The following is a 21,817-nucleotide window of genomic DNA, read 5'->3' on the forward strand; positions in this document are numbered from 1 at the left end:
AAGCTCGGCCGCCGACCATCCCCGCAGGTCGGGCGCGGCGCGCCGTCCGTGGCCTGCATTGACCGGGAGAACACCATGACATCGAAGCAAGGGCGTTTTGCGCTGGCACTGGCCGGCCTGCTGCTGACGGGCTCCGTGTGGGCCCAGACCGCCCCCGAAACCGCACCCACCACCGCCCCGCAGACCGCTGCCCCCGCCGGCCCCGGCATGGGCATGGGGCCCGGGATGGGCCCCCGCGCCGGCATGGGCCGCGGCCCCTGCATGCAGGCCGACACCCCGCGCCCCAACTGCGGCTGGCGCATGAACCGCCGCAACAGCCCGGGTTTCGCACTGATGACACCCGAAGAGCGGGCCGCCCACCAGGAGCGCATGCGCAACTTCCAGAGCCGTGAGGAATGCGTCGCCTACCTGCAGGAGCACCACGCCCAGATGGGCGAGCGCGCCAAGGCCAGGGGCCAGACCCTGCCGCAGCCGCGGATGCGCCCCTGCGACCGCCTGCCCTCCGCCACGGGCCGATGACGGCGGCGCCCGACGACATCTTCGCCCAGGCCCGCACGGCCTTTGCCGCGGCGGGCCACACCATCGAGAACGTGCGCCGGGACTTCCCCGAATGGCATCGGGGCCGGCCCCACTACGCCCTGTGGGCCCTCGACGTGGACAGCGCGCCGCTGCGTGCCGCGATGGCCGCCGCCGGCACCCACCTCGACGGCCTGCTGCTCGACGACTACCGCCGCCAGCCCCACGTCACGCTGGCCCTGTGCGGCTTTCCCACCAACCGGCCCGAGCACCCGGACGACTTCGGCCCGGACGCCCTCGCCGCCCAGCTGGCCGCCCTTGATGCCTGCGGGCTACAGGCCTTCGAGCTGCAGATAGGCCGGCTCGCCAGCTTCACCTCGGCGCCCTTCCTGGCGGTGCATGATGTCGAGGGCGGCATCGCCCGGCTGCGGCAGGCCCTCGGCGGCGAGGCCCACGCGGCCCACGGCCCCTACACGCCCCACGTCACCGTCGGGCTGTATTCCGGCGCCTGGCCGACGGCGGAGGTGCTCCCCCGCCTCGACGGCTTCGACGCCGGCCCGCCGCTGCGGCTGCGCATCGACCACCTCAGCCTGATGCGCTACGCCGCGCCCGACATCGGCGGGCCGCTGGAGACCCTCGGCCGCTTCCGTTTCGGCCACGGCTACGGCTGAAGCCCGCCGCCGTCCCGCGAGCTTTCCCTCCCGCCCGCCGGTTGGGTCAGCGCAGCCTGACCGGCATTGCCGGGACAAGCTCCGGGTAGGCCCGAAGTCGCCCCTGGAGTTTCCCCGGGGCATGGCCTTATCGAGGCGTCTCCATTGAGGGTGCCACCACCCGCTGGCGCTGGCGGCCAAGGCCGCCGATGCCCAGCTCCACCACGTCGCCCGCCTTCAGGAAACGCGGCGGCTTGAAGCCCATCCCCACCCCCGGCGGCGTGCCGGTGATGATCAGGTCGCCGGGCTCCAGGGTCATCACCTGGCTGCAGCGGGCAATCACTTCGGCGCACGAGAAGATCATCAGCCGGCTGTTGCCCGTCTGCATGCGCTCGCCGTTCACGTCCAGCCACAGGTCGAGGTTCTGCGGGTCGGGCACCTCGTCGGGGGTCACCAGCCACGGGCCGACCGGGCCGAAGCCGTCGAAGCCCTTGCCCTTGCCCCACTGGCCGCCGCTCTTCTCGAGCTGCCAGGTGCGCTCGGACACGTCGTTGGCCACGCAGAAGCCGGCCACGTGGGCCAGCGCCGCGTCGGCCGTCACGTTGCGGGCCTGGCTGCCGATCACGATGCCCAGCTCCACCTCCCAGTCGAGGCGGGTAAAGCCCTCCGGCGGCACGATGTCGTCGTCGGGGCCGGCGAGGCAGCTCGTCCATTTGGGAAACATCACCGGCTCGGCGGGCACCGGCATGCCGGACTCCACCGCGTGGTCGTGGTAGTTGAGGCCGATCGCGATGAACTTGGGCGTGCCGTTCCAGGGCACCCCGAGGCGCGGGCTGCCCTGCACCTTGGGCAGACGGACCGGGTCGATGGCCTGGAGCACCGCCAGCGCGGCGGGCGCCAGCGTTTTGGGGGTGATGTCGTCGAGCAGGCCCGACAGGTCGCGGATATTGCCGTCCGCATCCAACAGGCCGGGCTTTTCGTGGCCCTTGGGGCCGTAGCGCAGCAGCTTCATCTCAAAACCTCCCTCAGCCCTGCACCGGGCGCACCTTGCTTGCCGCCAGCCTGGCGCGCGTGCGGGCCTCGTCCACGTCGGCGCCGTTGGCCACCGCGACGCCCATCCGGCGACGGGCAAAGGCTTCGGGCTTGCCGAACAGGCGGATGTCGCTGCGCGGCACCGCCAGCGCCTCGGCGACGCCCTCGAAGGCGATGCCGGCGGCCTCCATGCCGCCGTAGATCACCGCCGAGGCGCCCGGCTCGGCGAGGCTCACATCCACCGGCAGGCCGAGGATCGCGCGGGCGTGCAGCTCGAACTCCGAGAAGCGCTGGGAGCACAGGGTGACCAGGCCGGTGTCGTGGGGCCGCGGGCTGACCTCCGAGAACCACACCTCGTCGCCCTTCACGAACAGCTCGACGCCGAACAGCCCACGCCCGCCCAGGTTGGCGGTGACGGCCCCGGCGATCTCGCGGGAGCGGGCCAGCGCCGCCGGGCTCATGGCCTGGGGCTGCCACGACTCCACGTAGTCGCCCGACACCTGCACGTGGCCGATCGGGTCGCAGAAATAGGTCTGCACCGCGCCGCTGGCGTCGCAGGCGCGCACGGTGAGCTGGGTGATCTCGTAGTCGAAGTCGATGAAGCCCTCGACGATCACCCGGCCCTGGTTAACCCGGCCGCCGGCGGCGGCGTAATCCCAGGCCTTCTGCACGTCGTCCGGGCCCTTGAGCAACGACTGGCCCTTGCCCGACGACGACATCACCGGCTTCACGATGCACGGGTAGCCGATGGCAGGCGCGCCGTCGCTGCCGTCGATGGCGGCCTGCAGTTCGGCCAGCGAGTCGGCGAAGCGGTAGGGCGAGGTGGGCAGGCCAAGCTCTTCGGCGGCCAGGCGACGGATGCCCTCGCGGTTCATGGTGAGCTGGGCGGCGCGGGCGGTGGGGATCACCTCGGCCAGGCCCTCGGCCTCGATCTGCACCAGCATGTCGGTGGCGATGGCCTCGATCTCGGGCACGATCAGGTGGGGCTTCTCCTGCTCGACCAGCGCCCGCAGCGCGGCGCCGTCGGTCATGGCGATCACGTGGGCGCGGTGGGCCACCTGATGGCCCGGGGCGTTGGGGTAGCGGTCCACGGCAATCGTCTCGACGCCCAGCCGCTGCAAGGCGATCAGGACTTCCTTGCCCAGCTCGCCGGAGCCGAGAAGCATCACGCGCAGGGCGCTGGGGGAAAGAGGGGTGCCGAGTTTCATGGGGTCGCTCCGGGAAGGGGTGGGAGCGCCATTATACGGACGGGCCCGGGGGCGTCGCGGGGCCGAGCGCCCCTCGCAAGAGGTGCCCTGCGCCAGCTCACGCGGCCCGCCCTGCATCCGGTGAAAGGTGGCCCGTCGAAGACGCTGGGCTCGGGGCCACGCAAACATCATCCGCACCGGCCCGCCCGGGCGGCCCGGCGTCGCCAGCCAGGGGACCACGGCCCAGCTGCGCGCGGCCTCGTCCGGCCGGCCCTCGGCCAGCAGGGCGTAGCCGAGAACGATCCGCGCGTGAATGTCGTCGGGCCGGTTGAGCAGGCGCTGCTGGGCCAGCAGCCGAACATCCCCGGCGGCGCCCCGGGCCTTCATCAACGCGACGAAACGCCGGCCATACCAGGTGTCGGCGATCTCGAGCAGCGGAATGGCCGCGGGGGCCTTGGGGTCGCTGTGGCAGGACTGGCAATTGGCCGAGGGCCAGTGGGCGAGCTCGTCGATGATCCGCTCGAGCGCCTCGAGCTCCTCGCCGGGCAGGCCTTCCAGTTGCCCGAGCCGGGCCCGCAGGGCCCAGTAGCGCCGCTGGTCGCGGGTGTTGAGCCCGGCCAGCGGACCCACCCGATCGAGCTCGGCGCGGGCGGCTGGGAGGTCGGCCTCGTTGAGGTGGGCGTTGGCCAGCAGCAGGCGAGACAGGGGCAGTAGCGCGAAGGGGTCGGGCTGGTCCTTCAGGGCCTCGAGGGTGGCGAGGTCGCCGTTGCGCAGCGCGGCCTCCCGCGACAGGCGCACCCAGGTGGCGCGATCGTCGGCGTTCATGCGCTCGGGGTGCAGGGAGGCCAGCAGGCTGGCCGTGCGCTGGGGGTCGGCGCGGGCGTCCTTGCGGAGCTGATCGAGGACTTCCCTGGGGGAGGCTTCCGTGACCGCGGCAGGCGCGGCGTCCGGCCCCCGCTGGCCGACGGCCGGGAGCGGGCCGGAGAGGCCGAGCAGGCCCAGGATGAGCGCCAGCAGGGCCGGGCGGCGTGCGATTGCCGTGCGCTTGTGCTGCGGCGGTCGTTGAAGGAGGTTATTCATGGAATCAAGATGGGCCAGGGCCAGGAGGGCACGAAACTACAGTGTGGCGCGCACGGTGAGCATCAGACGGCGTGGCTCGCCATAACTGCCGTAGGAGGTGGTCACCCGCGAGTAGTAGGCCTTGTCGAACAGGTTGGTGACGTTGAGCTGGGCGCGCCAGGTCTTGTCGATCTCCCAGGCCAGCATGGCATCCCAGACCGCAAAGGCGGGCTGCGTGACGCGGGCGGCCGGGATCGGGCCGGAGGCCACGCGCTCCGCGTAGGTCTCGCTCTGCCAGCGCACACCGCCGCCCACCCGCCAGGAGGCCGCCGCGCCGGGCAGGCGATAGCTGGACCAGGCTTTCACCGTGTTGTCCGGGTCGTCCTTCCACCAGCTGTCGCCCTGGGTGCCACTCACCGCACCCTTGCCGTCGAGCCAGCGGGTGTAGCGCTTCTTCATGTGGCTGAGGCCAAGCATGACCTGCCAATTGCGGCTCAGGCGGCCGACCAGCTCCAGCTCGGCGCCGTCGACCTGCTGTTCATTGTCGGCGACGTAGCAATAGGCATTGGGTAGGGGCGACGCCGGACAGGGGTAAGGTGCGCTCGGGTCGATCCGGGTCTGGTTCTTGCGGGTCAGCCGGTAGGCTGCCACGGAGGCGAGCAGGTTGCCGTCGAAGAACTCGGACTTGAGGCCGATCTCCCGGTTGTTCCCCTCCACCGGCTCGACCATCTCGCCGGTGACCTTGTAGGCGTTGGTGACGCTGAAGACCTCGGCGTGGCTCACGTAGGCGCTGGTGCTGTCGCTGAAGTCCCAGGTCAGCGCGGCGTAGGGCGTGACGACGCCCGAGCGCTTGTAGGCGCCCTTATTGGTGACGGTGTTGTTCGTATAGCCCTTGTACTCGTAGGTGCTGACCCGCCCGCCGGCGGTGAGCGTGAGTTGGTCGAGGACGCGCAGCCGGAGGTTTCCGTACACTCCATCGTCCTGGTAGCGGTAGGTGGTGGGGTTACCGGACATGACGGAGGGGCGCCAGGGCGCTTCGCCGATGTTGATGCGGCTCGGGTCGATGTAGAAGGTGTCGGGCTTGCCCCAGTCGTAGGAATACTTGCCGGACACGGGTTGATGCGTGACCTGCTCCCGCTGCGAGGCGTTGGCACCGACCACCAGGTCGTGGGTCCGCCCCCAGGCCCGGAAGCGGCCGGTGAGGTTGACATCGAAGGTATGCACCTGGTCGTCCGTGTCCCGCCGCTGACCGGTCACGTAGAGTGGCTTCTGCGTGCTGCCCGGGATGGGATCGACGACGCCGGCCACCCAGGCCCAATCCCAGAACAGTTTTTCCTGCCGGTAGTTGTAGGCCGCCTTGAGGCGCCAGTCGTCATCGAAACGATGCGCCAGCTCGGCGAAGGCGCCGGTGGTGTCTCCGTCCCAGCGCGCCCAGGGCACCATCCAGGCCATCTCCCGCGGCCAGCGCGGGTCGGAGCCGTCGCCCCGGAAGGTCGAATATTTGTAGGTAGGCACGGAGCGGCGCCGGTCGTGGTCGGCGCCGACGGTGAGCAAGGTGGCCGGGCTGAGCCGGAAATCCAGCACGCCATAGATCATCTGGTTCTGGCGGCCTGTGTAGGCGATGAAATCATTCTGGTCGAGGCTGCTCGCCACCAGGCGCCCGCGCAGGCGATCGTCCTCGCCCAGGGGCCGGGCCGCATCAAGGGTGACGCGGTAGTGGTCCCACTGCCCCACCGCGAACTCCATCTGTGTGAGGGGGTCGGCCTGCGGCCGCTTGCGCCGGTAATTGATCGCCCCGCCCGCCGAGCCGGTGGGCCCGCTGCCGTTGAAGAGGCCGGTGGGGCCCCGCAGCACTTCCACCTGTTCATACATCGACAGATCCGACGGCACCTGCCAGAAGGTCGCACCAGCCAGGCTGCCGTCTATCGTCACGTTGTCGACGCGAAAGCCGCGGGCGCTGATGAGGGGCGTGTCGCTTTCATTGGAGCGGCCGTCCACCAGGCCGGTGACCCAGGTGAGCGCCCGGGTAGCCTCGATGAGGTTCTGGTCTTCGATGCGCTGGCGGGTGAGTACGCTCACCGACTGCGGAATCTCCCGCAAGGCCACGTCCGACTTGCCGCCGACACTGGCCCTGGCGGCCGCGTACGCATCCGCCGGCAGGCGGCCAGCCGTGACGAGCACTTCCCGCAGGCGGGTCGGCTGCTCAGCCTGGGGCACAGTGGAGGTCAGCCCCGCCCCGCTGTCACCGGAGGCAGGCTCGGCAACGGCAGCGGGTGGGGCAAGGGTCAGGGCAAGCAGCGCCAGCCAGGCCGGCGGATGAACAAGACGGTGGTTGCAGACGGTATGCAGCATTGGCGGTGACCGGAGACGATGGGCGCCCGGATGTGCTCACGGGCGCTGAACACGAAAGAACACGAAAGCGCGAGATCATAAAAAGGTGCCGTCACCTTTTCGTGCGCCATAACGTCTCACGCGACAATCTGTCGCGAATATCGGCGGGGCCATGCGAGGGCGTTCGAGGCGTCGATCAAGTCTTCCAGCCCGACGTGGGAGGCTCGCGGCGGGAGGGGGATGAAGAGGGCGAGAATTTGTCTCTAAAGTCCTTCCTGCGACCGCCGTAACTGTCAAAACCAGCAAAAACACCATCCAGCACTCGAAAACGCCATCATGAAACTGCATCCCTGCCTGCTGGCCCTGGCCCTCGCCGCCCCCCTTGCCCAGGCCGAGACCACCAAAAACTATATCGTCCAGTTCAATGACGCCGCCGTGCAGGCGCCGGTGCGCAAGGCCGTGCGCGACAGCCGCCGGGACGCCGATCCCAACGGCTGGGGCTACGTGGACGACCAGGTGCTGGAGCGCACCCAGGCCCTCGAGACCCGCTACCGCATCAAGGCCCGGCACGCCTACAGCCAGGTCATGAAGGGCTTCGCCGCCCCCCTCACCGACGCCCAGCTGGCGCTCCTGAAGGCCGACCCCAGCGTGATGGCGATCGAGGAGGACAAGCCGGTGTACGCCGTAGGCCAGACCATCCCCTGGGGCATCGCCACCACCCGCGCCACCCTCTCCTCGACCCTCGCCGGCAACGGCAGCGGCGCGGTGAGCGGCGTGAATGTGTATGTGATCGACACCGGCATCGCGACCCACCCGGACCTCAACCTCGTCAAGCACACCAACTTCACCGGCGACGGCAAGAACACCGACTGCAACGGCCACGGCACCCACGTGGCCGGCACCATCGGTGCCCGCGACGACAGCGCCTCGGTGGTCGGCATGGCGCCCGGCGTCGCGCTGACCGGCGTCAAGGTGCTCGGCTGCACCGGCTCCGGCACCACCTCGGGGGTGATCAAGGGCGTCGACTGGGTCACCTCCAAGGCCGTCAAGCCGGCCGTGGCCAACATGAGCCTCGGCGGCGGGGTGAGCACCCTGCTCGACAACGCCATCCTCAAGTCGGTGAATTCGGGCGTGGTGTATGCCGTGGCCGCCGGCAACAGCGCGGTGGATGCGTGCACCAGCTCGCCGGCCCGCATCGGCGGGCAGACCGCCGGCGTGATCACCGTGGCCGCCACCGACAGCACCGAGAACGAAGCCTACTTCAGCAACTACGGCAGCTGCGTCGACACCTGGGCGCCGGGCGTCAGCATCACCTCCACCTACCTCAACGGCGGCCTCGCCATCGCCTCCGGCACCTCGATGGCCAGCCCCCACGCGGCCGGCGCCGCGGCGCTCTACCTCGGCCGCAACGGCAAGGCAAGCCCGGCCCAGGTGGAAGCGGCGATCAAGGGCGCGGCCGTGGTGCCCGGCACCGTCAGCAAGGACGGCCGGCCGATCACCCGCCTCGACGTGCTGCCCTTCTAAACCACCACATCCCCGCTGCAACGCCCCGGCGCCCGGCACTCCACCGGGTGGCCGGGGCGTTTTGCCTCGTAGCGGCTACAATCCGCCCCTGCCGTCCAGGAAGCCGCCATGCCCATCCATCTCCTCCCCGACCACCTCATCAACCAGATCGCCGCCGGCGAGGTCGTCGAGCGGCCCGCCTCGGTGCTCAAGGAGGTCCTCGAGAACGCCATGGACGCCGGCTCGACGGCCGTCGAGGTGCAGCTGGAGCAGGGCGGCGTACGGCGCATCCGGGTGGCCGACGACGGCTGCGGCATCCCCAGGGACGAGCTGCCGCTGGCCCTGGAGCGCCACGCCACCAGCAAGATCGCCAGCCTCGACGACCTGGAGCACGTGGGCACCATGGGCTTCCGCGGCGAGGCCCTGGCCGCCATCGCCGCGGTGTCGCGGATGAGCATCACCAGCCGCGCCGACGGCGCGCCCCACGCCTGGCGCATCGACGCCGACCCGCGCGAGCTGGCCCCGGCAGCCCTCAACCACGGCACCGTGGTGGATGTGGCCGACCTGTATTTCAACACCCCGGCCCGGCGCAAGTTCCTGAAGAGCGAGGGCACCGAGTTCGCCCACTGCGACGACGTCTTCCGCCGCATCGCGCTGGCCCGTCCCGACGTGGCGCTGCAGCTCACCCACAATGGCCGGGTCAGCCTGCGCCTGCCCTCCGGCCGCCGCGAGGCCCGGGTGCGGGCGCTGCTGGGCGACGACTTCCTGGGCGCGGCGCGGCTGGTCGAAGCCGAAGCCGGCCCGCTGCGCCTCAGCGGCTACGCCTCGCTGCCGGCCTACTCGCGGAGCAGCCGCGACGCCCAGTTCTTTTACGTGAACGGCCGCTTCGTGCGCGACAAGCTGCTCACCCACGCCATCCGCGAGGCCTACGCCGACATCCTCCACGGCAGCCGCCACCCCGCCTACGTGCTGTTCCTCGAACTCGATCCCTACGGCGTGGACGTGAACGTGCACCCGGCCAAGATCGAGGTGCGCTTCCGCGACTCGCGGGCGGTGCACCAGTTCGTCTATCACGCCCTCAACCGGGCGCTGGCCGCCTCCGGCGCCGGCGGCCAGGCCGAGGAGGCCGGCCGCCCCGAAGCCCCCGCACCCGCCGCCGAGGCCGCTCCGGCGAGCCGGCAGGCCCCCTACTTCCCGCCGCCCCAGCAGGGCCGGCTGGCGATGGAACCGGCCTCCCGGGCCTACTTCGACTTCGCCGCCTCGGCGCGGCCCGAACCCGCAGCGGCCGCAGATGCCACGCCAGCGTCGGGCGGCTTCACCCCCACCGCCTTCGCCCCCCGCGCCGGCCTGCCCCAGCCCGCCAGCGCCGCCCCGGCGATGCCCGCCGGCGACCTCGCGCCGCCCCTGGGCTACGCGCTGGCCCAGCTCCACGGGGTGTACATCCTGGCCCAGAACGAAGCCGGGCTGATCCTCGTGGACATGCACGCCGCCCACGAGCGCATCCTCTACGAGCGCCTCAAGACCCTGCTCGACGGCACGCCGGGCGTGCAGCGCCTGCTGATCCCGGCGGTGTTCGGGGTCGGCGCCAAGGACATGGCCAGCGCCGAGGAGCACGCCGGGCTGCTCGAACGCATGGGCTTCGAGATCGCCCCGGCCGGGCCGTCGGAGCTCGCGGTGCGCAGCGTGCCGGCCCTGCTCGCCGCCGCGCCGGTGGGCGAGCTGGTGCGCTCGCTGCTCGCCGAGCTGCGCGACTACCCGGCCACCGAGGTCGTCACCGCCCGGCGCAACGAACTCCTCGCCACCATGGCCTGCCACGGCGCCGTGCGCGCCAACCGCAGCCTGACGATCCCCGAGATGAACGCGCTCCTGCGCGAGATGGAAGCCACCGAGCGCGCCGACCAGTGCAACCACGGCCGCCCCACCTGGACGGCCCTCACCATGGCCGACCTCGACAGGCTCTTCCTGCGCGGGCGCTGAGCGCCTGCCCGCCCGCGCCGCCGGTCGCCGGCCCCGGCCTCGGCCACGCCATTCCACCCCCCAGGTTTCCCACCCGCGACAGCACGCCGCGCCGCCCTCCACGCAAAGCGCTTGCGACGGCATAACACATGCGGTTAGACTCCGGGCCGTTACGGGTGCCGACCCCGCGTCTGCGGGTGAGGTGAAACGGGAAGTCCGGTGACGTCGGGAGCATGCTCTCCCCGACCATTCCGGCGCAGCCCCCGCTGCTGTAAGCCAGACGACTCTGCTTTACGCCACTGCGTGCTCGCACGCGGGAAGGTTGGCAGAAGAGGATGAAGGCGAGCCAGAAGACCGGCCTGTGACTTGATGGTGTGGTATGGCCCCGGGGTGTGGGCAGAACCGACCGCTGGGCTTGCTCGACCACTGCCGTCCGTCCCGTTCCCGCTGCATTTCCCGGAACCTCTGCCGCCCCTGGTCCGCGCTCGCCCTGCCACCGGTCCGTATTGCCGTTGCAGGCTGTTTCTGCACGCCCCGATGTCCTGCCGCACTTCGTTCAATCGTCACGAAGGAAAGCAACATGCACATCGAACCGGGGTACGTCGCCAGTGCCAAGATCCTCGCCGCCAACCTCGCCGCCGCGGCCCTGCTCGGCAGCCAGTCCATCCACCTCCTCAAAGCGCCGCAGCTCGTCGTCCGCAGCCTGATCGCGGGCGTGCTGTTCCTGCTGTTCATGCAGGCCTTCCACCTCCCGGTGGGCCCGTCCGAGCTGCACTTCCTGGGCGCCATGCCGCTCTACCTGGCCCTCGGCTTCGTGCCGGCGCTGTTCGGCTTCGCCATCGGCCTGCTCGCCCAGGGACTGCTGTTCGCCCCGGCCGACCTCGTTCACATCGGCGTGAACACCCTGTCCCTCGCCGTGCCGCTGACGCTGGTGCATGCCACCCTCGGCAAGCGCCTGCTGGCCGCCCGCGCCCGGCTCGACCTGCGCGCCGTCCTCAAGCTCGACGCCGCCTTCTACAGCGGCGTGACGCTGATGGTCGGCTTCTGGCTGGCCGTCGGCGAGGTGGCCACGCCACTGTCGGCCTGGCTGGCGTTTGCCTCGTCCTACGCCGCCATAGTGGCGGTGGAGCCGCTGCTCACCCTGCTGGTGGTGGCCGCCATCGCCCGCGGGCAGCACCACGCCGCCGTGCGCTTCTGCTTCCAGCCCCAGGCGGTCTGAGCGATGACCGGCAAGGTCTGGTTCGTGGGGGCCGGCCCGGGCGACCCCGAGCTGCTCACCCTCAAGGGGCGCCGCCTGCTAGAGGAGGCCGGCGCGATCCTCTACGCCGGCTCGCTGGTCAGCCAGGCGGCGACCCGCTTCGCCCCGCCCGGCTGCGAGATCCGCGACTCGAAGGACATGACCCTCGAAGAGATGAGCGACTGGCTCGTCGCCCGGTGCGCCCGCCACGCCACCGTGGTGCGCCTGCAGACCGGCGACCCCGGCCTGTACGGCGCGCTGATCGAGATGAGCCGCCCGCTCACCGCCGCCGGCATCGAGTGGGCGGTGGTGCCGGGCGTGTCGTCGGCCTTCGCCTCGGCCGCCGCCGCCGGCGAGACCCTGACCCTGCCGGAGGTCACCCAGACGGTGATCCTCACCCGCGTGGCCGGGCGCACCCCGATGCCACCGGGTGAGGACCTCACCGCCCTCGCCGCCCACCGCACGACCCTCTGCATCTTTTTGTCGATCACCCTGCTGCATGAGGTCCAGCGCGCCCTCAGGGCCGCCGGCTGGCGCGAGGACGCGCCGGTGCTGGTGGTCCAGAAGGCCAGCTGGCCCGGCGAGGAGAAGATCGTCCGCGGCACCCTCGCCGACATCAAGCAGCGCTGCCAGGCCGAGAAGATCGCCAGCCAGGCCATGATCATCGCCAGCCCCGCCCTGGGCGCCGCCGACTGGCCGACCCTCGCCCGCTCCAAGCTCTACGACCCCGCCTTCAGCCACCGTTTCCGCAAGGCCACGGTGCCCTCCCCGGAGAACCCCGCATGAACGACACCACCATCCTGCTGGTGGGCCACGGCTCCCGCAACCGCGACGGCAACGCCGAGATCCTCCACTTCGCCGCCCGGTGGCGCGAGCGTCACCCCGCCTGGCGCATCGAGACCTGCTTCATCGAGCATGCCGAGGTGCTGCTCGACGCCGGCCTCGACAACGCCGCCCGGGACGCCCGCCAGGTGCTGGTGATCCCCTTCATCCTCAACGCCGCCGGCCACGTGAAGATGGAGCTGCCCGCCGCCGTCGAGGCCGCCCGCGCTCGCCACCCGGCGGTGAGCTTCGCCTGCGCCCGCCACCTGGGCATGGGCCGCGAGATCCTGAAGGTGCTGCAGGGCCAGCTCGACCGCCTGATGAAGGCCCTCGACATGCCCGACCCGCAGACCACCGGCGTGATCCTGCTGGGCCGCGGCTCGTCCGACGCCGGCGCCAACGGCGAGCTGGCCAAGATGGCGCGCTGGCTGTTCGAGGACAACGACTTCGAGCTGGTGGACCTGGCCTTCACCGGCGTCACCTGGCCGCGCCTCGAGAGCGTCGTCCAGCGCCAGGTGCGCCTGGGCATGGGCCAGCTCGCCATCGTGCCGGTGTACCTGTTCACCGGCGTGCTGATGGAGCGCATCAAGGCCCAGGTGGCCCGGCTGCGCGGCCAATACCCGCAGGTGGCCTTCGCGCTGGGCACCCACTTCGGCTTCGACGACGGCATCTTCGAGCTGCTCGACCACAAGGCGGCCGGCCTCGAGCGGCCCGAGGGCGGGCTGCTCGAATGCGACGGCTGCAAGTACCGCCAGGCCGCCGAAGCCGAGCACCTCCACGACCACAGCCACACCCACGTCCTGCACCACGACCATCATCACCCCCACGGGCACCCCGCCCGTGCCTGATCCCGCCATGCACGCCAACACCGTCACCGAACAGCTCACCGCCGCCGGCCGCGCCATCGAGCACGACTCCTTCGCCATCATCGACGCCGAGGCCGGCCCCCACGCCTACCGCGCCGACGAGTGGCCGCTGGTGCGCCGGATGATCCACGCCAACGCCGACTTCGAGTTCAACGGCCTCACCGCCTTCCACCCGCGCGCCATGCAGGCCGGCCTCGCGCGCATCCTGGCCGGTGGCACGCCGGTGGTGGCCGACGTGGAGATGATCTGCGTCGGGCTGTCGAGGCCGCGCCTGGACCACTTCGGCATCACCACCCATCAGTTCATCTCCGACCCCGACGTGATCGACGCCGCCCGCCGCGACGACACCACCCGCGCCGTGCAGGCGATGCGCAAGGCCCACCGGCGCGGCCTGCTGGAGGGCGCCATCGTCGGCATCGGCAACGCCCCCACGGCGCTGATCGAGGTGGTCCGGCTGATCCGCGAGGAGGGCTGCCGGCCGGCGCTGGTGATCGGGATGCCGGTCGGCTTCGTGTCGGCGGCCGAATCGAAGGCGCTGCTGATGGAGATCGACGCGGTGCCGTGGGTCGCCATCCGCGGGCGCAAGGGCGGCTCGACCCTGGTCGTCGCGGCGCTCCACGCCCTCCTCGGCCTCGCCGAGGCCCACCAGCGCGACGCCGCCTGAGGCCGGCATGAGCACCCACGCCCTCCCCGAAAAAGTCCGCAAGGGCGACCCCAAGCGCGACCGCGGCAACCGCACCGGCTTCTCCACCGGGGCCAACTCGGCCGCGGCGGCGGCGGCGGCCACCCTCGGGCTGGTCCATGGCCGGGTGCCGGACTTCGTCGACTGCGTGCTGCCCAACACCCAGCGGGTGCGCTTCACCATCACCGGCGGGTGGACCGACGGCCGGCGCGCCGGGGCGGTGAGCATCAAGGACGCCGGCGACGACCCCGACGCCACCAACGGCGCCCACCTCACCGCCGAGGTCGAGCGCCTGCCCGGCGCCGCGGGGCGCATCGAACTGCGCGGCGGGCCGGGGGTCGGCGTGGTCACCAAGCCGGGGCTCGGCCTGGAGGTGGGCGGCCCGGCCATCAACCCGGTGCCGCGCCGCAACATCCGCGACAACGTGGAGGCCGCCGGCCAGCCCATCCTCGCGGCCGGCGACGGCCTGGCGGTGACCATCTCGGTGCCCGGCGGCGACGAGATGGCCCGGAAGACCCTCAACGCCCGCCTCGGCATCCTGGGCGGCATCTCCATCCTGGGCACCACCGGCATCGTCCGCCCCTACTCCACCGCGGCCTTCCGGGCCAGCGTCGTGCAGGCGGTGGACGTGGCCGCCAACCAGGGCCAGCGCAGCGTGGTGTTCACCACCGGCGGCCGCACCGAAAAATGCGCGATGCGCTGCTTTCCCGAGCTGGACGAGGCCTGCTTCGTGCAGATGGGCGACTTCGTCAAGGCCGCCTTCCAGACCGCGGTGAAGCAGGACATGCGGCACATCATCGTCGGCGCCATGGTCGGCAAGCTCACCAAGATCGCCCAGGGCCTGTCGGTCACCCACGCCTGGCGCGAAGAGGTGGACCGGGCCCTGATCGCCGAGGCGGCGGCCGAAGTGGGCGCCCCGCCCGACCTCGTGGAAGAGATCCGCGCCGCCGAGACCGCCCGCTTCGCCGCCGAACGGCTGGCCGAGCTGGATCTGGCCGTGGCCTTCCACCGGGCCCTGGCCGAGCGCGCCATCCGCAGCCTGCGCCAGCGCTATCCCGGCCCCCACCGCCTCACCGTGCTCGCCTGCAATTTCGAAGGCGTGCCCATCGTCACCGTGGAAGAACATGAACTCACCTGAACCCTGCGCCCTCGTCGGCATCCTCGACGACGGCCACGCCGGCCTGGGCGACACCGCCCGGCGCCGGGTTGCCCAGGCCGACCTCGTCATCGGCGCGCGGCGCACCCTGGAACTCATCGCCCCCCATCTGTCCCCCGGGGCGGAGCAACGGGCGATGGATGGCCAGCTCGGCCAGGTTGCCGAATGGGCCCGCGCGGCGCAGCACGCCGGCCGGCGGGTCGCCGTGCTCGCCACCGGCGACCCCCTGTGCCACGGCATCGGCGCCTTCCTGATCGGCAAGCTCGGCGCCGACGCCATCGACGTGCTGCCCACCGTGTCGACGCTGCAGCTCGCCTTCGCCCGCCTCAGGCTCAGCTGGCAGGCCGCGAAGATCGTCTCGGTGCACAGCGCCGACAGCGGCGAATGGGCGCCCGGCAGCCCGCCCGGCCACAGCCTCTACCCCCTCGTCCAGGCCGCCGCCGGGCACGCGCTGATCGGCGTGTTCACCAGCCCCGCCAACAGCCCCGACCGCATCGCCCGGGCGCTGATCAGCGCCGGCCACGGCGACGACTTCCGGCTCTCGGTGGCGGCCCGCCTCGGCCTGCCCGACGAGCGCGTGGTCGACGACCTGCCGCTGGCCGACGCGGCCAGCCGCCCCTTCGCGGACCCGAACATCGTCGTGCTGAAGCGCGTCACGCCGCCCGAGCCGCGGGCGATCTTCGGCTTCGACGACGCCGACTTCGTGCAGCGGGCCCCCGAGAAGGGCCTCATCACCAAGCAGGAAGCGCGCGCCCTGTCGCTGGCCAGGCTGCGCCTGCGGCCCGACAGCGTGGTGTGGGACGTCGGCGCCGGCTCGGGCTCGGTGGGCCTCGAGGCCGCGCGGCTGGCCCGCCACGGCCATGTGTGGGCCATCGAGAAGAACCCCGCCGACGCCGCCAACGCCCGCGCCAACGCCCGCCGCCTGCGGGCCGGCAACTACACCCTGTGCGAGGGCCGGGCCCCCGACGGCCTCGACGCCTGGCCCGACCCGGACGCCGTGTTCATCGGCGGCTCCGGCGGCGAGCTGGCCGCGCTGATCCGCCTCGCCCTCGCCCGGCTGCGCCCCGGCGGACGGCTGGTGATGAACTTCGTGACCCTCGAGAACCTCGCCACCGCCACCGCCACCCTGGCCGAAGCGGGCGCCGCTTGGGACGTGGTCCAGCTCCAGGCCTCCCGCAGCCAGCCCATCCTCTACATGCACCGCCTCGCCGCCCACAACCCGGTGTGGATCGTGTCGGCCGACAAGGAGACCCCATGAACCCCTGCAAACCCGGCCGCCTGATCGGCGCCTCCCTCGGCCCCGGCGATCCGGCCCTCATCACCCGCCGCGCCTGGGCCGCCCTCGGCTCCGGCGCCCGCTGGGCCTACCCGGTCAAGAAGGCCGAGGAATCGTCCTACGCCCTGGGCATCGTCCGGCGCGGCGGCCTCGAGGTGCCCGCCGACGCCGAGGCGCTGGTCTTCCCGATGACCCGCGACCCGGTCGCCCTCGCCAAAGCCTGGGCGCGGGCCGCCACCCGCAGCGTCGCGCTGCTGCGCGAGGGCCGCGACCTGGTCTTCCTGGTCGAGGGCGACGCCTCCACCTTCTCCACCTTCGGCCACCTGGCGCGGGTGGTGCGCGAGCTGGCGCCGGAGGTCGAGGTGGAGACCATCCCCGGCGTGTCGTCCTTCGCCGCCGCCGCGGCCGCCACCGGCCTCACCCTGGCGGAAGAGGACGAGACCTTCGCCGTCGTCCCCGCCGCCTACGGCGTGCCGGTCATCGAGCGTCTCCTCGACGAGTTCGACACCCTCGTGCTGCTCAAGGTCAAGCCGCTGCTCGACGAGGTGCTCGCGCTGCTCGCCCGGCGCGGCCTGCTCGCCACCAGCTGCTTCGTCGAAAAGGTCGGCGCGCCCGACCAGCGCATCGTCCACGACGTGGCCGCCCTGGCCGGCGAGAAGGTCAATTACCTCTCCCTGCTGCTCGTCCATAACCCCGGACGGGCACGCGGCGAGCTGCGCCGCGGCTGCCGCAAACGCCCCGAACCCTCCACCGCCTGACCCCCAACCGCCAAACCATGACCCAGCACCTGCCCTTCCCCACCGGGCGCATCGCCGTCGTCTCCATCACCCGCCACGGCATCGCCCTGGCCGGGCGCGTGGTCGCCGCGCTGCCCGGCGCCCGGTTGTTCGCCCCCGAGAAGTTCGCCGCCGAAGCCGCCGCGGCCGCCCCCGACGCGGCCACCTGCTACGCCGGCAAGACCGCCGGGCAGATCCCCATCCTGCTCTCCAACTTCGATGGCATCGTCGCCATCGTGTCCCTCGGCGCGATGGTCCGCCTCATCGCCCCCCACCTGGGCAACAAGGAGTCCGACCCCGGCGTGGTCGTCATCGACGAGGCCGGGCGCTTCGTGATCCCGATGCTCTCCGGCCACCTGGGCGGCGCCAACGCGCTGGCCGGGGTGATCGCCACCGCGCTGGACGCCACTCCGGTGCTCACCACCGCCTCCGACGCCCGCCAGACCCTGGCGGTGGACCTCCTTGGCCGCGAGCTGGGCTGGACCTTCGAGGCCAGCCACGACGAGATCGTCCGTGCCAGCGCGGCGATGGTGAACGACGAGCCGGTGGCCCTCGTGCAGGAGGCCGGCAGCCCGGACTGGTGGCGCGGCCACGCCAACGGCCGCAGCGGCCCGCTGCCGGCCAACCTGCACCCCTTCACCCGCCTCGAGGAGGTGGACCCCGCCCGCTTCGGCGCCGTGCTGTGGATCAGCCAGCGGGCGCTCCCGCCGGAGCTCGCCGCCGGCCTCGCCGGCAAGCGTGTGATCTACCGGCCGCCGGTGGCGGCATGAAGCGGCCGATCGCCATCGGCCTCGGCTGCGACCGCGGCACGCCGGCCGCCACCCTCGTGTGGGCCCTGGTGGAGGCCCTCTGCAGCTGCGGCGCGGCCCTCGCCGACGTGGCCGCGGTGGCCAGCATCGACCTCAAGGCCGACGAGCCCGGGCTGCTCGAACTGGCCCGCTGGCAGGGCTGGACGATCCGCTTCTACCCGGCCGCCGAGCTGGCCACCGTGCCGGTGCCCCACCCGTCCGAGACCGTCCGCAAATACACCGGCACGCCATCGGTCTCCGAGGCCGCCGCACTGCTCGCCGCCGGCGCCGGCATGGATCAACTGATCGTCGAAAAACTCCGCTACCGCGGCCCCGACGGCCGCAACGCCACCGTTTCCATCGCAAGGATTCCCACATGAACGAGATGAGCGACACCGTCCCCCCGTCCGCCGCCGGCGGCCGGATCATGCTGGTCGGGCTGGGCCCCGGCAGCCACGACCACCTCACCGCCCGCGCCCGGGCGGCCATCGCCGAGGCCGACACCGTGATCGGCTACGTCACCTACATCCGCCTGGTGGCCGAGCTGCTGGAGGGCAAGGAGGTCATCAGGAAGTCGATGACCGAGGAACTCGACCGCGCCATCGAAGCCTTCGAGCGCGCCCGCCAGGGCCGCAAGGTGGCGCTGATCTCGTCCGGCGACGCCGGCGTGTACGGCATGGCCGGGCCGACCTTCGAGGTGCTGTTCCAGGCCGGGTGGACGCCGGAATCCGGCATCGAGGTGGAGATCATCCCCGGCGCCTCGGCCCTCAACACCTGCGCCGCGCTGGTCGGCGCGCCGCTCACCCACGACTTCTGCGCGATCTCCCTGTCGGACCTGCTCACCCCCTGGCCGACCATCGCCCGGCGGCTCGACGCGGTGGCCGCCGCCGACTTCGTGGTCGCCCTCTACAACCCCAAGAGCGGCCGCCGCACCCGGCAGATCGTCGAGGCGCGCCGGCTCTTCCTGCGCCACCGCCGGCCCGACACGCCGGTGGCCATCGTCAAGTCGGCCTACCGGCCGAAGCAACGCGTCGAATTCACCACCCTCGAGAAGATGACCGAGTGCGACATCGGCATGCTGTCGACGGTGCTGATCGGCAACTCCAACACCTTCGTACGCCACGGGCTGATGGTCACGCCGCGGGGCTACCGCAACAAGTACGACGTGGAGAGCGGTGCCACCCACCGCGGCGAGCAGGCCGGGCGCTCCCTGTCCACCGGCCTCGACGGCTGGCTGGCCGGGCTCCACGCCAGCGGCCTCGACGCCGCCGCGCTGGCCGCCGAGCACCGCCTCCCCGAGGACTACATCGCCGCCCTGCTGGCCGAAGCCCCGGACACCATCGACACCGAGGAGCGCCCGGCATGAGCAACACCGTGAAACCCACGATCGGCAGCTACCGCCGCCACCTGCTGGTATGCACCGGCCCCCGCTGCGCCGCCGACGGGCAGGCCCAGGCCCTCTACGACAGCCTCGGCGCACGCTTCAAGGCCGCCGGGCTCGACCAGGGCGCGCTCCGCGTCAAGCGCAGCCGGGCCGCCTGCTTTGCCGCCTGCAAGGGCGGCCCGATCCTGTGCGTGCAGCCGGACGGCACCTGGTACTACGGCGTCACCGAAGCGGTGATGGATCGCATCATCACCGAACACCTGGTGGGCGGCGAGCCGGTGAGCGAGCACGTCTTCCATCAGGCCGACACGCCGGAGTGAAGACGTGACACCCCCAGCCCGCCGTCTGCGCCGACTGGCCCTCCTGGCGTCCACCCTCGGCAGCGCAGCCCACGCCGCCGGCGTCCCGACCCTCCAGGAGGTCGCCGTCACTGCCCGCCAGCACGAGCTGATCGGCGTTGCCGATTCGGCCAGCGAAGGCACCGTCACGGCCGCCCAGCTGCGCAACCGCCCCCTGCTGCGCCCGGCCGAGGCCCTGGAGACCGTGCCCGGCCTGATCGTCACCCAGCACTCGGGGGACGGAAAGGCCAACCAGTACTTCCTGCGCGGCTTCAACCTCGACCACGGCAGCGACTTCGCCACCCATGTGATGGGCATGCCGGTGAACATGGCCAGCCACGCCCACGGCCAGGGCTACATGGACCTCAACTTCCTGATGCCCGAGCTGGTGCAGGGCATCGCCTACCGCAAGGGGGTTTATGCCGCCGAGGACGGCGACTTTGCCACCACCGGCTCGGCGCGCATCGACTACCGGCGGCGCCTGGAGCACCCCTTCGCGCAGTTCGGGCTCGGCCAGAACGGCTATCGCCGCCTGCTCGCCGCCGGCAGCCAGGCCCTAGGCGGCGACGGAGACGGACGCCAGCTGCTGGTGGCCACCGAGCTGATGGGCTACGACGGCCCGTGGGCCCAGCCGGAAAACCTGCAGCGCCGCAACCTGCTGCTGCGCCTCTCGGACGGCAGCCCCAGCCGCGGCTACGCCATCACGGCCATGAGCTACAGCGCCGACTGGACCGCCACCGAACACGTCCCCGAGCGGGCCATCCGCTCCGGCGAGATCAGCCGCTACGGCGCCCTGTCGCCCCGGGACGGCGGCCGCACCCGGCGCAACAGCCTGTCGGCCGAATGGGCCCGGCTCGGGGACGGCGACGCCACCCGGGCCAGCGCCTACGTGATCGACTACGGCCTCAACCTTTACTCGGCGCCGTCGGGCTACATCAGCGGCCTGCAGGGCGACCAGCACGAACAGGCCGACAGCCGCCTCGTGTGGGGCGGCGAGGCCCGCCACAGCTGGCAGCCCGTCGCGGCCCTGCGGGACACCGAGTTCAGCGCAGGCGCCCGCCTGCGCCAGGACCGCATCGGCCGGGTCGGCCTGTTCACCACCGAAGGGCGCGCGCGCACCGGCACCGTCCGCGAGGACCGCATCACCGAGACCGCCCTGGCGGCCTACGTCGAAGCCCGCACCCAGTGGTTGCCCTGGCTGCGCAGCACGGCGGCCCTGCGCCGCGACGAGATCGCGGCCGACGTCACCGCCCTGGGCGGGCAGTACAACCTGGGCAACGGCGGCAGCGTGCGCGGCGGCCAGACCAGCCCCCGGCTGGGCCTGGTGTTCGGCCCCTTCAACCTGGCCGGCAGCACCGAGTTCTACGCCAACTGGGGCCACGGCTTCCACAGCAACGACGCCCGCGGCGCCACCAGCCACACCAACCCGGCCGACGGCAGCCCCATCGGCCGGGTTCCCCTGATTGCCCGGGCCCGGGGCGCCGAGCTGGGCGTGCGCGCCGCGCCCCTGCCAGGCTGGAACACCAGCCTGTCGGTGTGGCAGATGGCGCTGGCCTCGGAGCTGGTCTTCGTTGGCGACGAGGGCATCACCGAGCCCCGCGGAGCCTCCCGCCGGCACGGGGTGGAATGGTCAAACTACCTCACCCCCATGGACGGCCTCATCCTCGACGCCGACCTGGCCCTCTCGAAGGCCCGCTTCACCCACCCGACGGACGGCGGCGGCGACCACGTGCCCAACGCCGTACCCCTCACCGCGTCCCTGGGCATCGGCGCCGACCGGGGCGGCCCGTGGTACGGCGGCCTGCGCCTGCGCTACCTGGGCGCCTACGCCCTGGAGGAGAGCGGCGCCCACAAATCCTCGCCATTCTGGACGGCCAACCTGCGCCTGGGATACCGCCCGGACCGCCGGATCGAGTTCAGCCTCGACGTGCTCAACCTGTTCGACCGCCAGGCCAGCGACATCGAATACTGGGGCGGCGCATGCACCCGCAGCGAAGCGCTGCAGGGCAGCTGCAACGGCGGCATCGACGGCCGCCTGGTGCACCCGCTCGAACCCCGCAGCCTGCGGGCCAGCCTGCGCATCGGGTTCTGAGCAAGCCGCGGGCTTCAGCGCGCCTCCACCCGCACGCCCTCGCGCAGGCGGTCGTCCGGGTGGGCGATCACCCGCTCGCCTTCCCGGGCGCCCTCCCGCAGCTCGGCCGCCACGCCGCTCTGCTGGCCGACCTTGACCCGCCGCTTCACCGCCCGCCCATCCTCGA

At 72.1% G+C, this 21,817-nt stretch carries 19 protein-coding genes and 1 riboswitch; of the genes, 16 read left to right on the forward strand and 3 right to left on the reverse strand.

Annotated features, from left to right (window positions below; all coding sequences use genetic code 11):
- Window positions 1-75: 75 nt before the first annotated feature.
- Both ACE3OU_RS16145 and ACE3OU_RS16150 read left to right on the forward strand, forming a co-directional pair.
- Complete coding sequence (locus ACE3OU_RS16145; protein ID WP_374242574.1) at window positions 76-519, forward strand: hypothetical protein; 444 nt, start codon at window positions 76-78, stop codon at window positions 517-519.
- On the forward strand, window positions 516-1,187 hold the full coding sequence (locus ACE3OU_RS16150; protein WP_374242575.1) for a 2'-5' RNA ligase family protein: 672 nt from the start codon (window positions 516-518) through the stop codon (window positions 1,185-1,187). The genes ACE3OU_RS16145 and ACE3OU_RS16150 overlap by 4 nt, the downstream gene beginning before the upstream one ends.
- 127 nt (window positions 1,188-1,314) lie before the next feature.
- Here the strand turns inward: ACE3OU_RS16150 and ACE3OU_RS16155 are convergent, their stop codons facing one another.
- From ACE3OU_RS16155 to ACE3OU_RS16165, 3 genes are all read right to left on the reverse strand, one after another.
- Window positions 1,315-2,178, reverse strand: a complete 864-nt coding sequence (locus ACE3OU_RS16155) for a fumarylacetoacetate hydrolase family protein (protein WP_374242576.1) — start codon at window positions 2,176-2,178, stop codon at window positions 1,315-1,317.
- 13 nt (window positions 2,179-2,191) lie between these two features.
- Window positions 2,192-3,406 carry a formate-dependent phosphoribosylglycinamide formyltransferase gene (gene purT / locus ACE3OU_RS16160; protein WP_374242592.1) on the reverse strand — a complete coding sequence of 405 codons (1,215 nt, stop codon included), beginning with the start codon at window positions 3,404-3,406 and terminating at the stop codon, window positions 2,192-2,194.
- A 1,095-nt stretch (window positions 3,407-4,501) separates the two neighbouring features.
- Entirely contained in the window at window positions 4,502-6,796 is a 2,295-nt protein-coding gene (locus tag ACE3OU_RS16165) for a TonB-dependent siderophore receptor (protein WP_374242577.1), read from the reverse strand.
- Between the two features lie 315 nt (window positions 6,797-7,111).
- Between ACE3OU_RS16165 and ACE3OU_RS16170 the strand changes: the two genes are divergently transcribed.
- The 14 genes from ACE3OU_RS16170 (at window position 7,112) to ACE3OU_RS16235 (ending at window position 21,651) form a co-directional block, all read left to right on the forward strand.
- Entirely contained in the window at window positions 7,112-8,299 is a 1,188-nt protein-coding gene (locus ACE3OU_RS16170) for a S8 family peptidase (RefSeq protein WP_374242578.1), read from the forward strand.
- Window positions 8,300-8,407: 108 nt separating this feature from the next.
- Entirely contained in the window at window positions 8,408-10,255 is a 1,848-nt protein-coding gene (gene mutL / locus ACE3OU_RS16175) for a DNA mismatch repair endonuclease MutL (RefSeq protein WP_374242579.1), read from the forward strand.
- Window positions 10,256-10,391: 136 nt separating this feature from the next.
- A riboswitch (cobalamin riboswitch) is annotated at window positions 10,392-10,612 on the forward strand.
- Between the two features lie 202 nt (window positions 10,613-10,814).
- Complete coding sequence (locus ACE3OU_RS16180; protein ID WP_374242580.1) at window positions 10,815-11,453, forward strand: energy-coupling factor ABC transporter permease; 639 nt, start codon at window positions 10,815-10,817, stop codon at window positions 11,451-11,453.
- A gap of 3 nt (window positions 11,454-11,456) precedes the next feature.
- On the forward strand, window positions 11,457-12,257 hold the full coding sequence (gene cobM / locus ACE3OU_RS16185) for a precorrin-4 C(11)-methyltransferase (protein ID WP_374242581.1): 801 nt from the start codon (window positions 11,457-11,459) through the stop codon (window positions 12,255-12,257).
- Complete coding sequence (locus ACE3OU_RS16190) at window positions 12,254-13,141, forward strand: sirohydrochlorin chelatase (protein WP_374242582.1); 888 nt, start codon at window positions 12,254-12,256, stop codon at window positions 13,139-13,141. Before cobM ends, ACE3OU_RS16190 begins: the two co-directional genes overlap by 4 nt.
- Window positions 13,142-13,148: 7 nt before the next feature.
- The gene (locus ACE3OU_RS16195; protein WP_374242583.1) at window positions 13,149-13,823 is read left to right on the forward strand and encodes a precorrin-8X methylmutase; all 675 of its coding nucleotides are present in this window, start codon (window positions 13,149-13,151) and stop codon (window positions 13,821-13,823) included.
- A gap of 7 nt (window positions 13,824-13,830) precedes the next feature.
- On the forward strand, window positions 13,831-14,979 hold the full coding sequence (locus ACE3OU_RS16200) for a cobalt-precorrin-5B (C(1))-methyltransferase (RefSeq protein ID WP_374242584.1): 1,149 nt from the start codon (window positions 13,831-13,833) through the stop codon (window positions 14,977-14,979).
- Entirely contained in the window at window positions 14,966-16,255 is a 1,290-nt protein-coding gene (gene cbiE, locus ACE3OU_RS16205; protein WP_374242585.1) for a precorrin-6y C5,15-methyltransferase (decarboxylating) subunit CbiE, read from the forward strand. The genes ACE3OU_RS16200 and cbiE overlap by 14 nt, the downstream gene beginning before the upstream one ends.
- Window positions 16,252-17,031: a precorrin-2 C(20)-methyltransferase gene (cobI, locus tag ACE3OU_RS16210; protein WP_374242586.1), complete on the forward strand. Its 780-nt coding sequence runs from the start codon at window positions 16,252-16,254 to the stop codon at window positions 17,029-17,031. Before cbiE ends, cobI begins: the two co-directional genes overlap by 4 nt.
- A gap of 17 nt (window positions 17,032-17,048) precedes the next feature.
- The gene (locus tag ACE3OU_RS16215) at window positions 17,049-17,819 is read left to right on the forward strand and encodes a cobalamin biosynthesis central domain-containing protein (RefSeq protein WP_374242587.1); all 771 of its coding nucleotides are present in this window, start codon (window positions 17,049-17,051) and stop codon (window positions 17,817-17,819) included.
- A complete protein-coding gene (locus tag ACE3OU_RS16220; protein ID WP_374242588.1) occupies window positions 17,816-18,217 on the forward strand; it encodes a cobalamin biosynthesis protein in 402 nt (133 codons plus the stop codon). The genes ACE3OU_RS16215 and ACE3OU_RS16220 overlap by 4 nt, the downstream gene beginning before the upstream one ends.
- A 5-nt stretch (window positions 18,218-18,222) precedes the next feature.
- Window positions 18,223-19,203, forward strand: a complete 981-nt coding sequence (gene cobJ, locus ACE3OU_RS16225; RefSeq protein ID WP_374242593.1) for a precorrin-3B C(17)-methyltransferase — start codon at window positions 18,223-18,225, stop codon at window positions 19,201-19,203.
- A complete protein-coding gene (locus tag ACE3OU_RS16230) occupies window positions 19,200-19,541 on the forward strand; it encodes a ferredoxin (protein ID WP_374242589.1) in 342 nt (113 codons plus the stop codon). The genes cobJ and ACE3OU_RS16230 overlap by 4 nt, the downstream gene beginning before the upstream one ends.
- Window positions 19,542-19,545: 4 nt before the next feature.
- Window positions 19,546-21,651 carry a TonB-dependent receptor gene (locus ACE3OU_RS16235; protein ID WP_374242590.1) on the forward strand — a complete coding sequence of 702 codons (2,106 nt, stop codon included), beginning with the start codon at window positions 19,546-19,548 and terminating at the stop codon, window positions 21,649-21,651.
- Window positions 21,652-21,817: the final 166 nt, after the last annotated feature.

The organism is Zoogloea sp., assembly GCF_041908905.1.
Classification (GTDB): Bacteria; Pseudomonadota; Gammaproteobacteria; order Burkholderiales; family Rhodocyclaceae; genus Zoogloea.

Bases quoted from the DNA above. Each gene is read 5' to 3' on its own strand.
- ACE3OU_RS16145 (WP_374242574.1), top strand. From the start codon at position 76: ATGACATCGAAGCAAGGGCGTTTTGCGCTGGCACTGGCCGGCCTGCTG.
- ACE3OU_RS16150 (WP_374242575.1), top strand. From the start codon at position 516: ATGACGGCGGCGCCCGACGACATCTTCGCCCAGGCCCGCACGGCCTTT.
- ACE3OU_RS16155 (WP_374242576.1), bottom strand. From the start codon at position 2,178: ATGAAGCTGCTGCGCTACGGCCCCAAGGGCCACGAAAAGCCCGGCCTG.
- purT (WP_374242592.1), bottom strand. From the start codon at position 3,406: ATGAAACTCGGCACCCCTCTTTCCCCCAGCGCCCTGCGCGTGATGCTT.
- ACE3OU_RS16165 (WP_374242577.1), bottom strand. From the start codon at position 6,796: ATGCTGCATACCGTCTGCAACCACCGTCTTGTTCATCCGCCGGCCTGG.
- ACE3OU_RS16170 (WP_374242578.1), top strand. From the start codon at position 7,112: ATGAAACTGCATCCCTGCCTGCTGGCCCTGGCCCTCGCCGCCCCCCTT.
- mutL (WP_374242579.1), top strand. From the start codon at position 8,408: ATGCCCATCCATCTCCTCCCCGACCACCTCATCAACCAGATCGCCGCC.
- ACE3OU_RS16180 (WP_374242580.1), top strand. From the start codon at position 10,815: ATGCACATCGAACCGGGGTACGTCGCCAGTGCCAAGATCCTCGCCGCC.
- cobM (WP_374242581.1), top strand. From the start codon at position 11,457: ATGACCGGCAAGGTCTGGTTCGTGGGGGCCGGCCCGGGCGACCCCGAG.
- ACE3OU_RS16190 (WP_374242582.1), top strand. From the start codon at position 12,254: ATGAACGACACCACCATCCTGCTGGTGGGCCACGGCTCCCGCAACCGC.
- ACE3OU_RS16195 (WP_374242583.1), top strand. From the start codon at position 13,149: ATGCACGCCAACACCGTCACCGAACAGCTCACCGCCGCCGGCCGCGCC.
- ACE3OU_RS16200 (WP_374242584.1), top strand. From the start codon at position 13,831: ATGAGCACCCACGCCCTCCCCGAAAAAGTCCGCAAGGGCGACCCCAAG.
- cbiE (WP_374242585.1), top strand. From the start codon at position 14,966: ATGAACTCACCTGAACCCTGCGCCCTCGTCGGCATCCTCGACGACGGC.
- cobI (WP_374242586.1), top strand. From the start codon at position 16,252: ATGAACCCCTGCAAACCCGGCCGCCTGATCGGCGCCTCCCTCGGCCCC.
- ACE3OU_RS16215 (WP_374242587.1), top strand. From the start codon at position 17,049: ATGACCCAGCACCTGCCCTTCCCCACCGGGCGCATCGCCGTCGTCTCC.
- ACE3OU_RS16220 (WP_374242588.1), top strand. From the start codon at position 17,816: ATGAAGCGGCCGATCGCCATCGGCCTCGGCTGCGACCGCGGCACGCCG.
- cobJ (WP_374242593.1), top strand. From the start codon at position 18,223: ATGAGCGACACCGTCCCCCCGTCCGCCGCCGGCGGCCGGATCATGCTG.
- ACE3OU_RS16230 (WP_374242589.1), top strand. From the start codon at position 19,200: ATGAGCAACACCGTGAAACCCACGATCGGCAGCTACCGCCGCCACCTG.